Origin of the sequence: Chromobacterium subtsugae (assembly GCF_035919665.1) — a bacterium.
In the GTDB taxonomy this organism is placed as follows: domain Bacteria; phylum Pseudomonadota; class Gammaproteobacteria; order Burkholderiales; family Chromobacteriaceae; genus Chromobacterium; species Chromobacterium subtsugae.
This window is the reverse complement of the sequence record NZ_CP142381.1, coordinates 293,818-307,866: the sequence shown is the minus strand read 5'-3', so window position 1 is coordinate 307,866 and position 14,049 is coordinate 293,818. Positions and strand designations below refer to the sequence as shown.

Genomic DNA, 14,049 nt, shown 5'->3' with positions numbered 1-14,049 from the left:
AGACAATTGCATCCAATACTGCAAGCACCCAAACCCGACAACGGAAGGAAAACATCATGACCAAGCTGCTCAAGCCCCTGCTGCTCGCCGGATTGCTGATCGCCGGCAGCGGCGCGGCCTACGCCCAGGACGCCGGCGCCGACGGCGCGCCCAAAGGCTGGCACATGGATCCGGCCAAGCGCGAAGCCATGATGGCCAAGCACCTGCAGATGCTGCACGACAAGCTGAAGATCCAGCCGCAGCAGGAAGCCGCCTGGCAGGCCTTCACCGCGTCGATGAAACACGAGAAGATGGCCAAGCCGCCTGTCGATGACAACGCCACCGCGCCGGAAAAAATGGAGCGCATGATGCAGCATCGCCAGGCGGAAATGCAGAAGCATCTGGACGCGCTGAAAGCCTTCTACGCCCAGTTGACGCCCGAACAGCAAAAAATCATGGACCACTTGCACCGTCCGCACGGCAAGGGTCCCCACCACGGCAAGCGCGCAGCTTCCGCGCCCGCCAACGGCTGATCGACACATCCATCCATGCGGCCGGCCCGCGGACTCGGAACCGGCGCAAGCGGCAGAAAGAGGCAATATCATGAAAGGCTACATCCGCTTGAGCGGCGTCATGCTGGCTGCCACGCTGGCAGTGGCCGCCGTGGCCCCGGCCGAGGCTTATTACCACCATGGCGGCCCGCCGCGCATCAGCATCGACGTCTGGCGCGGCGGCTACTGGAACCATGGCTACTACCACGGCCGCATGGGCTGGTGGTGGGTGGTCGGCGGCGCCTGGTATTTCTACGCCGCGCCGGTCTATCCCTATCCCAGCCTGTACGCGCCGCCGGTGGTGGTGGCGCCCATGGCCCCGCCTGCGCCGCCCATCGCCGCCGCGCCGCCGGAACCGGCGCAGGTCTGGTACTACTGCAAGGCGGTCAAACAGTACTATCCGTATGTCAGCGAATGCCCCGGCGGCTGGAAAACCGTCCCGGCCAAGCCGCAATAGCCCGGGAGACGCGCCATGAAGAAACGCTATTACGCGCTGCTGCTGCCGCCGCTGCTGGCAGCCTGCACCACACTGCCCACCGGCCCCACCGTCGCGGTGATGCCGGCGCCGGGCAAGCCGTTTGAAGTTTTCGCCCAGGAAGAGCAGCAATGCCGCGCCTACGCCGCCTCCAGCAGCGGCGTCAGCAACAACGAGGCCGCCAACACCAGCCTGGCCGCCAATATGGCGCTGGGCACCGTGGTGGGCGCGGCGGCCGGCGCGCTGATAGGCGGCAACCACCAGGGCGCCGGGGTCGGCGCCGGCGTCGGCCTGCTGGCCGGCACCGCGGCGGGCGGCTCCAACGGCGCCTATGCCGGTTACGACGCGCAAACCCGCTACAACATCTCCTACCAGCAGTGCATGTACGCGAAGGGCAACCAATTGCCCGGCCAGCGCATGGCGCCGTCCTACCTGCCACCGCCGCGCATGTGAGCGCGCCATCCCTCCCGGCATTGCCCGCCGCATCCCCAGCGGCGCGGCATGCCGTCGGCGCATCGCGCCATCTTTTCAAATACCATTAACATATTGAAACAAAAAGGGAATTTCAGGCCATATCATTCGTCAAAACACGGACGATACTGCAAGCATGGCCGCATCGCGGCCCACTGTTAAAGTGGCGCGCCAGGCCATCCGTTCCTCCATCAGCAAAGGACTTCGTCATGACCAGACTGTACGCGCCGTTGATGGCCTGCCTGTTCCTCGCCACTGGCATCGCCAGCGCCCAGGACGCCAATTCCCGCCCCTTCGACACCTCCCGGGTGCAACCCAGCGTGCCGCTGTCGCTGCACGACATGACCCTGGTGGACGCGCCGGCCGCGCAAACCCCGCCGCCGACAACCGCCCAGTAACCGCCTCCCGCGCGGCGGCCCGCCGGGCGCGGTCCCGGTCGGCCCTTATGCCAAAACTGGAGAACAAACGCCGCACCCGCGCCATGGTTCCACGTGGAACGCGATGGCGCGGCTTGGAGTTTCCACGCAGGACGCCCGCCGGCTCAAGGGCCGAAACGGCAAGGCTGCTCAGCGCGGCGCGGCGGGATTGCGGGTATAGGCGCAGAAGCCGGGCTTGGGGCCGACCTTGGGATGGTTGCGGCAGGTATTCGGCCGCTTTTCATAGATGGTGCATAGCCGGGTTTTGGCGTCCAGGTACAGGCAATCGCCATTGGCGCGCTGCGCCAGCGTGAACAGGCTGTTCTTGAAATTGAAGTGCTGGATCACCCGCTGCTTTTCCAGCCGCTTGGCGATGTTCTTGATCGGCTCTTCCAGCTCGAACTCGTCCACCACGCCGATGCGGATCAGGTCAGGCAGCCTCACCTCAACCGGCATCGTGCAACAGGACGCCACGCAGTCGCCGCACAGGCCATTCTTGTACTTGATCCAGGTTTCCAGGCGGTTGACGTCGGCCACGGCTCATCCTTAAGGCATTGAATACGCGAAACTTTCCCCAAGTGGGGAGCGCGCATTCTAATGGCGTGGCCGGCGGCAGGCAAGCGCTGGCCGATGGCGATCAACCCTCAATCGCCGTCGCCATCGCCCAGCAACACCGACGGATGCGCCGCCCGGCTGACGCGCGGCAGCACCTCGGGCAAATAGATGCCCTGGATGGCGGACAGCTTGCCGTGCGCCTCCCAGTGCGCCTGGCTCTCCCAATGCTCCACCAACACGAAGCGCAGCGGATGGGCCTGGGAATGGTAGGCTTGCCACAGCAGGCAGCCCGGCTCGGCCAGGCACAGCGGGCGCATGCGCGCCAGCGCGTCGGCCACCAGCGGCACGTCCTCGGGCAGGGTGACTTCAAGCGTGACGATCAATGGAAACATGGCGGTCCTTGCAGGCGGCGGCGATGGCGGGATATCTCGATTGTACTCGCTGGGCGGCGGCCCCGCCGCCCAGCAGCCGCCCCCAGCCCGTTGCGAGCCCCCTTACTTCAACGGCGGCAGCCACGCCCGCAGCTTGGGCGGCAGGCGCCGCAACGCGGCGCTGCGGCACGGTTGCCAGAATGCCGACAGCAGCAACAAGCCCGACGCGATCAACAGCCCGGCCACGCCGAAGCCGGCGCTCTCCAGGCCGGCATGCTGCAACAGCTGGTTGAACGCGTACAACACATAGGCCAGCGCCGACACCATCAGCGCGCGGCGGTCTATCACCAGCGACACCAGGCCGAACACCGCGTACAACGCGATCACCGCCAGCAGCATCGCCATGCCGGTGTTGCCATTCATGATGCCCAACATGGAGAACAGCGGATGCACCAGCAGCGGCGCGGCCAGCAGGTGCAGCCAGAACGCCACGTCGGACTGGCGCTTCTGCCGCGCCGGGTCCTGCCGGTCCCAGTGGACGCCCAGCAGGAAAGCCAGCGCGCCGCCCGCGGCCAGCAACGCGTTGGACAAGCCCAGCGATTCCGGCAGCAGCGCCGCGACCGCCAGCGCCGTCATCGCCACCAGCGCGCCCACGCCCATCGCCACGGTGATCGGCACCTTGAAGCGCCGCCAGTGCAGCCAGGCCGCCAGCGCCGCGGTCAGGCCTGAAGCCAGCATCGTGATCGGCTTGACCGCCTCCTCGCCGCCGGGCAGCCAATCCAGGCACAGCGCCATCATGCCGCCGCCGCTGCACAGCACGAAGCTGCCCAGCAACAGGATGCCCGGCAAGGCCATGCGCCGGCGCCGGACGAAATACTCGGCCAGCGGCCAGGACACCGCCGCCGCCAGCCATGGCGCCAGCAGCTTGGACAGCGAGCCGGCCACCCAACTCACCGACACCAGCAGCAACACGCTGGCGATCACCACGAAAATGTCGTTGAAGCCCGACAGCAGGCGGAAATGCTCCTCGTCCGCCATCTGGGTATGGCGCCGCCGCGCCGCCAGCGCGCGGAAGTCGTCTATCGCCTGCTGGCTGAAAATCCCGGCCGCCGCCGCGGCGTCCAGGTCGTCATTGTTGTACATGCCTTCTTGCCTTGAAACGATGAAAACCTTGCCAGCATACCATCCGCGGCGCGCCTCCCCGGCTAGACCCCGGCCTCACGGCCGGAACGCGATCAAGGGAATCGCCATCTCGTCCGGGTGGACGCCGGCATGCACGCCGACCAGCCGCAGCGGCTTCTCCCACGCCAGCGTGTCGCGAATATTCCAGCCCGGCTTGGCGATCAACACCGCCTCGCCGCAGCGGCGCGCCAGGTCGGGATGCCGCGGGCCGGGGCCGAAAGCCTGCGCGTCGAGCAAAACCTGGCTGGGAACCGCCCAACAGGCATGACCCAGCCTGCGCCGCGCCAGTTCGATGAAGCGCGCGGCGCTGCCGGGCCGCAGGTGGCAATAGGCCAGCCGCGTCTCGCCGGACAAGGGCCGCGCCAGCATGCCGTAGAGTTCGGCGTCGGCATCGAGATCCAGCCACTGCCCGGCCGGCGCGTCGACAAAACCGTGGTCGGCGATCGCCACCACCGCGGCGTCGCGCTGGGCGGCTTCGGCCAGCAGCCGCTCGAAGCCGGCATCCAGCTCCGCCAGCAGGATCTCCGCCTGCGGCGCGGCCGGGCCATGCTCGTGCATCGCCGTGTCCAGCTGCGGCAGATAAAGGTAATGGAAGGCGGGCCGGGGCGAGCGCAGCCGCGCGGCCAGTTGGGCAAACCCGTCCGCCGGGCCGCGATACGGCAAGCGCGCGCTGCCGCCGGCATGGAAGCGGCTGCATGGCGAATCGGCGATGAAGTCCGGCAGCAGGCAGGCCGCCGGCCGCGCCAGGCGGTCGAATAGCGGCGGCGCGCGATACAGCGCGTCGGCCAGCGCCTGCGGCGCGCTGGCGCTGCCGGCCGGATGGCGCACATACAGGGGCAAGGGCGCGATGATCTCCTCGCCGTGCAGCTGGTGCCAGCCTATCAGCCCGTGTTCAGCCGGCGCGCAGCCGGTCAGCACGGTGGTGACGGCGGCGGCGGTGGTCGGCGGAAACACGCTGTCGATCCGCGCCCGCTGCCGCGCCCGCAGCTGGCTGTCCGGCCCCAACCGCCGCAGCTGGGCGTCTCCCAGCCCGTCTATCAGCAGCAGGCAGACATGGCGGTGGCGGCCGATGCCGTCCAGCGCGTCAACGCGCAGCGGCGCGTGGCCCAGGTCCGGGCCGCCAAGCTCGCGGCTCAGCGTCTGCATCAGGTTGAGCAGGCTGCCGCCTTGATAATCCGGCCAGGCGGAGCCGGGAAAGGATGCGGCAAGGTCGGACATGGCGCGACGGGCGATGAGGGGGATCGGCCATTGTGTCGGCCGCCATCCCGGCAAGTCAACGGCCGGCGGCGCGAGCAGGCCAGCGAATGCACGCGGCGGATCGCCGCCGTCGCCGACGCTAGCGCCGGCCGCGGTGGTTGTTCACCTGCGCGGCAGCCAAGCCGCCGCTCACAAAACCAGCGCCAGCCAGGCCCACATCGCCAGCAGCAGGATGTTGGACGCCAGAAAAGCCAGGAAGCGGTGCAGCGGGTGGTTGTGGCCGAGATGGATCGCCGTATGGACCGCGCGCAGCGCGACATAGCCCCAGGCCAGCGCCAAGGGCAGCGGCGAGGCCAGGTTCTTGGCGATGACGATGGCGCCGAACACGTAGAACAGCACCGGGGTTTCGAACAGGTTGGAGAAATTGCGCGCCAGCTTCAATTCGCCGTCTGGCGGCGCGTCGCCCTGCATCAGCCGGTAATAGCTGCCCTTCACCTTGCCCGAGCGGGCATGAGCGAGCCGGGCGGCCCCCAGGCGGACGCCGACGAAAAAGGTCAACAGCACCAACGCGAACATCGGGTAGATCATCACTTCCCCCTAAGGCAGCCATTTTGCCGGGCGCCGGCCGCGCCCGCCGTTCACGCCAGCGGCGCCACGCCGCCGTTGCGCGGCGTCGCGTTCTCGTGGAACAGGTCTTCCAGATACTGCGCCAACCCGTCTTCCGTCACCCAGTCCGGAATGACGAAATCGGCGGGCCGGCGCTTGCCGTCGTTGCCGGGCAGGAAAGCCTGCCAGCCGGCGTCGCGCCGCTCCGCCACCACCATCTGGCCGTAGACCGTGAATCGATAGCTTTGCATGCGTCGGCCTCCGTTTGCGTTCAAAGGCTCATGATTGCAGACCGACCATCGTCAGCGCAACGTCATGCCGATGGAGTTTCTTCACTTTCCCAACATCGCCACAGTCACCGGGAAATAGTACCCATCCGACTGCCCCTCTGCCATTCGAGCAGCCGTCTTCGAAACCTTAAGCCACCTACTGTTTGAGCGGATCGCTGATAACTCCCCCGCGAGTTCGGCGGTACCTTAGTGTGACTTTGGAAGCGAGGTTTCACCGCGCTGTTGGGACGCCTTTTCTTTCGTTCCTTTCTTTTGGCGACGCAAAAGAAAGGAACACGTTCTCGGGTGGAGCCGGCATTAAAAACAAACATCCTCAAAGCGGACCTATATAAAACTGCTACCAACGCACGGTCAAACCAAAGTCATTACCGATTCTGTATCGTGATAATGCCGTTGTCTTTCCGCATTTGCTGTGGAGTGGAATATCGTGAGTCTTTTTCATCCACACAAAGAAACGTTATCTCCGCTTCACCACAACCACCATGAAGTGCGCACTCGTATGAGTTCTCACTTTGCAGCAACAGCTGCTTATCTTGAGAAGTGCAGAACCTATTTGCCTTGTTCAACGCATCACCCTTTGCTCCGGATGGACCAGAAAAAGGAACCCTAACAGAGATACTGTATGTGTCCTTTGCAATTTTCAGCGGCCCTGTATCTGCACATCCCGCCAAGATTATCGATATCAAAACCACGGCAACGAACTTCATAGACAGCCTCCTCTGATAAGAAATTTGCTGCATCACTCCAAATAAAAATAGGCTGAAATCCAGCCCACCGCATTTAGCCACGTTCAGGTAGCAATAAAAAAAGCAAGCCATGAACGGCTTGCCTGTTGTCAACTGCTGGCCAATTTGGTGCGTCGCCCCTGCGGGGTGACGCACCCTACGAATGGTGACGCGCCTTACGGCCGCTGCTTGAAGAAGGTAATCGGCGCGGAAGCCGGAATCTCGCTCGGCGGCGGCGTTTTCAGAATATGCTTCTTCATCTTGCCCATCACGTGCATTTCGCAGGGGCGGCATTCGAACTTCAGCGTGTAGGTTTCGCTGCCGGACTTCAGCACCATCGGGTCGGCGCGCACCTGGCCCATCACCCCCTTCACGCCCTTGGCCTGCTTCGGACACAGGTTGTAGGAGAAGCGCAGGCAGTGCTTGGTGATCATCAGGCTGACTTCGCCCTCTTCCTGGTGCGCCTCGTAGGCCGGCTCTATCACTTCCACGCCGTGCTTCTTGTAGAAGTCCCAGGCCAGCGCGTTGTAGACGTTGGCGAGATAGCTCAGCTCGGTCTGCGGAAAGCGGACCGGCGGCTCCACCGCCGCCTTGCGCGGCTGGCGCGGCCAGGCGGCGACGCGGGCGGCTTCGAGTTTTTCCACCGCCTCGCGGCGCAGGCCGTTGATGACCGAGGCCGGCACGAACCACGGCTGCGACAGGTTCAGCGCCACGTCGTGCGCCTGGAACATGGTGTTGCCGAGCTTGGCGGCGGCGTCGCGCAGGCTTTGCTCGGCGCGGGCGGCGTCCTTGGCCGGCTCAAGCGGCATATCCACGCTAGCGCTGGCGCTGCAGCCGTCGGCGTCGGTATAGCTCAGCTCCAGCCCGCCGGCGGTTTCCCTCAGCGCGGCCCAGACGCCGACGCGGCGCTCGGCCGATTTCTTCAGCAGCGCCAGCTCCCAGGCGTGGTCGCGGTTGCGGCTGATGTCGACGCCGGGCTTCAGCCCTTGCAGCGCCCCCGGGTCGTTCGGCTCGCAGCGCCATACCAGCAGTCCGCCTTCGGCCTTGCCCACCTGCTTGACGGTATTCAGCTGCATGCCCACCACTTCGCGCTTCTTCATGAAGTTGATGCCGTCGCCGTTGGACATCTGCTCGGTGGTGGCGATCTCCAGCCAGCCGTCGCCGACCTTATGCACCGTGCCCAGGCCGACGCCGACGAATTTGGGCGAATCGAAGGCGCCGATGTCCTGCTTGCGGCCGGTGGCGAAATAGTCGGTGGCGCCGCGGTGGAAGGTCTTGTCCGGATCCGGCGTGAAGTAGATTTCGCTGCTGCCGCTGGCCGCCGGCGCCAGCTCCGGCCGGCGCTCGAAGATTTCGTCCAGCAACAGCCGGTAGTGGCTGGTGATGTTCTTGACGTAGGACACGTCCTTGTAGCGGCCCTCGATCTTCAAGGAGCGCACGCCAGCGTCCAGCAGCGCTTCCAGATTGGCGCTCTGGTTGTTGTCCTTCATGGACAGCAGGTGCTTGTCGAAGGCCACCACGCCGCCTTTTTCGTCGGTCAGCGTGTACGGCAGCCTACAGGCCTGCGAGCAGTCGCCGCGGTTGGCGCTGCGGCCGGTGTCGGCGTGGCTGATGAAGCACTGGCCGGAGAAGGCCACGCACAGCGCGCCGTGGATGAAGTATTCGATGGTGGCGGAATCGGCCACCCGGTCGGCGATCTTCTTGATCTGCGGAATGGTCAGCTCGCGCGCCAGCACCACCTGCGAGAAGCCGGCGTCGGACAGGAAGCGCGCCTTGTCGGCGTCGCGGATGTCGCACTGGGTGGACGCGTGCAGCTGGATCGGCGGCAGGTCCATCTGCAGGATGCCCATGTCCTGCACGATCAGCGCGTCGACGCCAGCGTCGTACAGCTGCCAGATCAGCGCGCGCGCGGCGTCCAGCTCGGCGTCGTGCAGAATGGTGTTGAGCGTGGTGAAGATGCGCGCGTGGTAGCGGTGGGCGAACCGCACCAGGCCGGCGATATCCTCGATGCTGTTGCAGGCGTTGTGGCGCGCGCCGAACGACGGCCCGCCGATATACACCGCGTCGGCGCCGTGCAGGATGGCTTCGCGGCCGATTTCGGCGGTTTTGGCGGGTGACAGCAGTTCGACTTGATGCGGCAACAGGCTCATGGCAATTCCGGGCTGGAGTAAGGGTTATCGCCGCCTGGCGCGGCGGGCGCGAAAGTATAACGGAATCATCGGCTTATAGATAGCCGGCGCGGTTGCGTAATAGTCCTAGGTATCACTACCTAAAACCGCCTAATCCAATTGATTAGCTTTATGACGGCTGCTACCCAAAGAATATCGGGGGCTGCGCCCCCTACCCCTGCGAGCCTGTCATGTTCAGCCAACTCACCATCAGCCAGCGCCTGGCCATCATGGTCGTCGCCCTGCTCATCATTCCCATTCTGGTCGGCCTGTACGGCCTGCGCACCCAGGAGGGCATACTCGGCGACTTCGCCACCACCTACAACGACCGGGTGGTGTGCCTGAAACAGCTGAAAGTGGTCGGCGACGGCTACGCGGTGGGCATCGTCGACAACGCGCAGAAGCTGCGCAACCGCAGCCAGACGCCGGCCAGCTTCTTCAACAATCTGCAAAAGGCGCAGGCCGACGTGAAGCGGCAATGGGGCGATTACCGCGCCACCTACCTGACGCCGGAGGAAAAACAGCTGGCCGACCAGGCCGAAACGGCGATGGCCGCCGCCAACCAGAGCGTGGACAAACTTAGCCGGATCGTGCGCGGCGGCGACCCGGCGGCGCTGCAAGCCTATGTGGACCAGGAAATGTATTCGGCGCTCGACCCGGTGGCGCAGCGCATCGCCGCGCTGGTCGACCTGCAGCTGCGGGTGGCGGCGGAAGAGTTCGCCCAATCCCAGCAGCGCGCCGCGTTCAGCCATGCCGCCAATATCGGGCTGATCGTCGCCGGCGTGGCGATAGGCTTCCTGCTGGCCTGGGTGATCGTGCGCGGCCTGTTGGCCGAGCTGGGCGGCGAGCCGCGCGACGTGGTGGCGCTGGCCGAACGCATCGCCGAGGGCGACCTGGGGCAGAAGCTGCAGGTCCGGCCCGGCGACCAGCACAGCATCGTCTCCTCGATGGCGCGGATGCAGAGCGCGCTGATCCAACTGGTGCGCAATATGCAGTCCATCACCCTTCGGCTGTCCAACAGCGCCACCGAGCTGGCGGCGGCGTCGGAGCAGGTGGCCACCAGCGCCGAGGAGCAGACCCGCGCCGCGTCGTCGATGTCCGCCTCGGTGGAGCAGCTGTCGGTCAGCATCTGCTCGGTCAACGACCATACCAGCGACGTCGCCAAGGACTCGGTGTCCAGCGGCCAGCTGGCGCATAGCGGCGAGGCCATCATCGGCGAGACGCTGAGCACCATCAACCACGTGGCGGAGCAGGCGCGCGCCTCGCAGCAGCAGGCCGACCTGATGGGCAGCCGCTCGCAGGAGATCGCCAACGTGATCCAGGTGATACGCGACGTGGCCGAGCAGACCAATCTATTGGCGCTGAACGCGGCGATCGAGGCGGCGCGCGCCGGCGAGCAGGGCCGCGGTTTCGCGGTGGTGGCCGACGAAGTGCGCAAACTGTCGGAACGCACCGCGCAATCCACCACCGAGATCAGCGGCAGCATCCGCGACATGCTGGACTGCAGCCAGCACGTGGTGGAAAACATCCACAACACCGTGGACCAGATGGAAGTGGGCCTGAGCCAGGCCACCCGCGCCCGCGAGGCGATCGCCGGCATCAGCGGCAATGTGGAGCGGGTGAAACAGTCGCTGTCCACCATCTCCATTTCCTTGAACGAACAGCAGCAGGCCGGCACCGGCATCGCCGCCAATGTCGAGCAGGTGGCGCAGATGTCGGAAGAAACCAGCGCCGCCGCGGTGCAGACCGCCGAAGCCGCCAGCCAGGTCGAGCAGATGGCCGGCGCGCTGCAAGTTGCCATCAGCCATTTCAAGCTGCCGGCCGGCGGCCAGCCGTATTCGGCCGATGCGCCGCTGCCCGCCATTTCCGCCACGGCGCTGCGCGCCTGAGCGCGCGTCTCCCCGCCCCCTCCCCGCCCCCTCGCCGCCGGCCTTGCCGGCGGCTTTTCCTTTTGCGCCGCGGACAGCAAAATATTGCATCGCAGCATTGCCACTACGATCAGCGATGTTGGTTTACGAAAATAAAAATGGTATTTGATTGGATCGAATTTCGGCAGTGCTCAGCTTTGTTGGCGTTTTGCGCGCAAATTCAAAATTAAATTTCAAATTTATATTCAAACTTAAGTAAATTCATTTAGTTGTCCGCTATTTTTATAACTTTATTTGAATTTTAATCCCGCATGGCAGCATTGCAACGCCATGACAATCGATTTCAACCAGAATAGTCTCATACCATTTGAAGACCACTATAAGACCAGCTAACTTGCCTCCAGGACTTCCACGCAGGGATTCCGCAACTGGACCTGGAGACAATAAATGCACAAGCAACGCGTCTTACTCTTGGCCGTCCTGGCCGCCCTTTCCGGCCTGGCCCTGGCGGAAGAAGAACCCTCCGTCCCGCCTTCCAGCGACGGCCCGGCGCTGAAAGGCACCAAGCAGGCCATTCCGGCAAGCGATGTCTACGACCTGATCACCAAGTCGGAAACCACCTTCAGCGCGCTGTACTACGGCCGCGACCGCCAGGAAAAACAGCCGAACAACAGCAACGGCGGCGATATCCGCGTCAACGCGCTGAATCTGGGGCTGAACTTCAAGTCCGGCTATGCCTGGAACGTGCTGGGCTTCGACGCCGCCGCCCATAGTTCCATCCGCCTGACCAAGGGCATAGGTTTCTCCGAAGTGCTGTACCACGACTACAAGGACATGAGCAATCCGGCCGAAGGCGGCGGCGGCAAGGACAAAAGCGACGCGGTGCTGAGCCAGGCGGCGGTGAAATTCCGCCAGAGCCCGGACGGCCAGGGCTTTTCCGCCCGCGCCGGCTACACCCCGATCAGCATCGGCACCATGGGCACCTCCGGCGGCCTGCAGTCGCACTCCTACCGCGGCTTCGAAGGCAAGTACAAGCTTGGCGACTTCGAAATCGGCTACGGCTGGGCCGACCAGTTCCGCAACGAGTGGGACAACCGCTTCCGCGACATGACCAATTCCTGGGAACAGGGCCGCAGCAACGGCAGCGCCGCCAAGCAGGTGGACTACGTCAACAGCCTGGGCCTGCGTTACGCGCCGGAAAACACCTTCATCGACTTCGGCGTCGGCGAAGGCAAGGACTACCGCCGCACCGCGCAGATCGCCGGCTCCTACACCTGGAAGCTGGCCGGCGGCGACAGCCTGACCGGCGTCGCCTACTACTTCCAAGGCAAGGATGAAGCCCAGCTCGGCATGAAGAACTCCCAAACCGCCTGGCACACCAGCGCCAGCCTGGCTTACACCACCGGCGGCCTCACCGTGCAAGGCGGCCTGGGCAAGAGCCATAACCCGGACGGCGGCGAAGTGAACTTCCGCATGACGCCGTACGGCAACAGCGACAACCGCAACTTCATCCAGACCTGGGGCCAGGACGACGACTTCGTCTGGGACGGCACCCAAGTGGTCAAGCTGGGGGTCAACTACGACTTCGCCAAGCAAGGCCTGCCGGGCTTCTCGCTGGGAGCCAGCGCCAACTACGCCACCGGCCTGAAAAACCCGAACGGCGCGCCGGACAGCAAGGCGCATGAAATCGACCTCAGCGCCGGCTATACGGTGCAGAGCGGCCCGCTCAAAGGCGCCAGCATCGGCGTTTACCCCGCTTGGTACCGCTCCGGCGACTTCTACGGCAAGCGCGACCGCAACGACGTGAAAGTGATCGCTTCCTACAGCAAAACCTTCTGATCCACCAAGTGGCCGGTCTGCCAGTGCCGGCCGCTTCGCCCATCGGGTTCGATGGGCGAAGCCACAAAGGAGAAAACCAGACATGAAGCTGAAGACCCTGAGCCTTTCCCTGCTGATCGCCGCCGGCCTGTCCGCGCCGTTGGCAGCCCACGCCGCCGACAAGCCGGTGCTGGAAGTGTGGACGATGAGCCTGTCGCCCAAGTTCGACGGCTATTTCAAGGAGCTGGTGGCCAAGTACAACGCCCAGCATCCGAATGTGGAAGTGAAGTGGACCGACTACCCGTGGGACGTGATCCAGGCCAAGTTCACCGCCGCAGTCGGCGCCGGCAAGCCGCCGGCCCTGGTCAACCTGAACGTGCCCTGGACCTACGACTACCAGCAGCAAAACCTGATCCAGCCGCTGGACGGCCTGATAGACAAGGGCCAGTACGTGACGGGCGCGTTGAAGGACGTCACCTTCAACGGCAAGGTCTACGCCTTCCCGCACTACAACGGCGCCAACGTCATCGCCTACAACGCCGCGCTGTTCAAGAAGGCCGGCCTCGACCCCAACAAGCCGCCCAAATCGTTCGACGAGGAGCTGGCCTACGCCAAACAGATCAAGGCCAAGACCGGCGTGGCCGGCTTCGCGCCGACGCTGGGCCCGACCAAGATCGAGGCGCTGCTGATGCAAAACGGCCTGGATGTGGTCAAGGACGGCAAGCCGGCGTTCAACAGCCCGGCCCACGTCGCCTTCGTCAAGAAGCTGGCCGACGCCTACAAGGCCGGCGCCTTGCTGAAGGACAATCTGTTCGCCCAGGACAATTTCCAGGTGGCGATGGCCGCGTACAACGGCGGCCGGCTGGCGATGCTGGAATCGACGCCGACCACGCTGACCCGGGTGCGCGACGAAGCGCCCAAGCTGTACCGCGACACCCGCGTCGCCCCGGCGCCGCTGGGCCCCACCGGCATCGCCGCCGGCGGCTGGATGTTCAATTTCGCGGTGGCGCGCAATGTGGACAAGGCACTGCTGCCGGAAGTCGGCAAATTCGGCAACTACCTGACCAACGCCGACAACCAGCTGGCCTTCGCCAAGCTGGCCGGCACCTTGCCCACCGCCCGCAAGGCGGCGCTGGATCCGCACTTCCAGAAAGTGTCCGGCAACGCCGGCGCCGCCGAGCTGGCGGTCGGCATCGCCGCCGCCAACCTGGACAAGACCCGCACCCTGTTCCTGTCGGTGAAGAACGCCGACACGCTGTCGGCCAGGCTGTCGGCCGCGGTGGAAAAAGCGGTGACCGGCCGCCAGGACGCCAAGCAGGCGCTGGACGAGGCCGCCGCCTACTGGAGCGGCAAGCTGTAAACGCGGCACGCGCCCGC

Annotated in this window: 15 protein-coding genes; 7 read left to right on the top strand and 8 right to left on the bottom strand. The window is 65.1% G+C overall.

Annotated features, from left to right (window positions below; genetic code table 11):
- Positions 1-56: 56 nt before the first annotated feature.
- From U6115_RS01490 to U6115_RS01475, 4 genes are all read left to right on the top strand, one after another.
- Positions 57-512 (top strand): Spy/CpxP family protein refolding chaperone, encoded by a 456-nt coding sequence (locus U6115_RS01490; protein ID WP_052258038.1) that lies wholly within the window; start codon positions 57-59, stop codon positions 510-512.
- Between the two features lie 70 nt (positions 513-582).
- A complete protein-coding gene (locus U6115_RS01485) occupies positions 583-987 on the top strand; it encodes a hypothetical protein (protein WP_052258037.1) in 405 nt (134 codons plus the stop codon).
- Positions 988-1,002: 15 nt separating this feature from the next.
- Positions 1,003-1,458, top strand: a complete 456-nt coding sequence (locus tag U6115_RS01480; RefSeq protein WP_043574969.1) for a glycine zipper family protein — start codon at positions 1,003-1,005, stop codon at positions 1,456-1,458.
- A 227-nt stretch (positions 1,459-1,685) separates the two neighbouring features.
- Positions 1,686-1,874, top strand: coding sequence for a hypothetical protein (locus U6115_RS01475; RefSeq protein ID WP_043574967.1), 189 nt, complete (start codon positions 1,686-1,688; stop codon positions 1,872-1,874).
- Positions 1,875-2,042: 168 nt separating this feature from the next.
- Here U6115_RS01475 and U6115_RS01470 read toward each other — a convergent pair whose 3' ends face one another.
- The 8 genes from U6115_RS01470 to U6115_RS01435 all read right to left on the bottom strand — a co-directional run bounded on the left by U6115_RS01470 (position 2,043) and on the right by U6115_RS01435 (position 8,968).
- Positions 2,043-2,429, bottom strand: coding sequence for a YkgJ family cysteine cluster protein (locus U6115_RS01470; protein WP_043574965.1), 387 nt, complete (start codon positions 2,427-2,429; stop codon positions 2,043-2,045).
- Between the two features lie 107 nt (positions 2,430-2,536).
- Positions 2,537-2,839, bottom strand: a complete 303-nt coding sequence (locus U6115_RS01465; protein WP_043574963.1) for a putative quinol monooxygenase — start codon at positions 2,837-2,839, stop codon at positions 2,537-2,539.
- Positions 2,840-2,941: 102 nt separating this feature from the next.
- Entirely contained in the window at positions 2,942-3,961 is a 1,020-nt protein-coding gene (locus U6115_RS01460; protein ID WP_043574961.1) for a hypothetical protein, read from the bottom strand.
- A gap of 75 nt (positions 3,962-4,036) precedes the next feature.
- Positions 4,037-5,218 carry an alkaline phosphatase family protein gene (locus tag U6115_RS01455; protein ID WP_043574959.1) on the bottom strand — a complete coding sequence of 394 codons (1,182 nt, stop codon included), beginning with the start codon at positions 5,216-5,218 and terminating at the stop codon, positions 4,037-4,039.
- 168 nt (positions 5,219-5,386) lie between these two features.
- Positions 5,387-5,785: an MAPEG family protein gene (locus U6115_RS01450; protein WP_043574957.1), complete on the bottom strand. Its 399-nt coding sequence runs from the start codon at positions 5,783-5,785 to the stop codon at positions 5,387-5,389.
- Between the two features lie 50 nt (positions 5,786-5,835).
- On the bottom strand, positions 5,836-6,054 hold the full coding sequence (locus U6115_RS01445) for a DUF7661 family protein (protein WP_043574955.1): 219 nt from the start codon (positions 6,052-6,054) through the stop codon (positions 5,836-5,838).
- Between the two features lie 404 nt (positions 6,055-6,458).
- Entirely contained in the window at positions 6,459-6,974 is a 516-nt protein-coding gene (locus U6115_RS01440) for a hypothetical protein (RefSeq protein WP_197465978.1), read from the bottom strand.
- Positions 6,975-6,994: 20 nt separating this feature from the next.
- Complete coding sequence (locus U6115_RS01435) at positions 6,995-8,968, bottom strand: peptidase U32 family protein (protein WP_043574953.1); 1,974 nt, start codon at positions 8,966-8,968, stop codon at positions 6,995-6,997.
- Positions 8,969-9,177: 209 nt separating this feature from the next.
- On the opposite strand from U6115_RS01435, the gene U6115_RS01430 reads away from it, so the two are divergent.
- The 3 genes from U6115_RS01430 (at position 9,178) to U6115_RS01420 (ending at position 14,032) form a co-directional block, all read left to right on the top strand.
- On the top strand, positions 9,178-10,875 hold the full coding sequence (locus U6115_RS01430; RefSeq protein ID WP_043574950.1) for a methyl-accepting chemotaxis protein: 1,698 nt from the start codon (positions 9,178-9,180) through the stop codon (positions 10,873-10,875).
- A 426-nt stretch (positions 10,876-11,301) separates the two neighbouring features.
- Positions 11,302-12,693: an OprD family outer membrane porin gene (locus tag U6115_RS01425; RefSeq protein ID WP_080770220.1), complete on the top strand. Its 1,392-nt coding sequence runs from the start codon at positions 11,302-11,304 to the stop codon at positions 12,691-12,693.
- 82 nt (positions 12,694-12,775) lie between these two features.
- Complete coding sequence (locus tag U6115_RS01420) at positions 12,776-14,032, top strand: extracellular solute-binding protein (RefSeq protein WP_043574946.1); 1,257 nt, start codon at positions 12,776-12,778, stop codon at positions 14,030-14,032.
- The last annotated feature ends 17 nt before the right edge of the window (positions 14,033-14,049 follow it).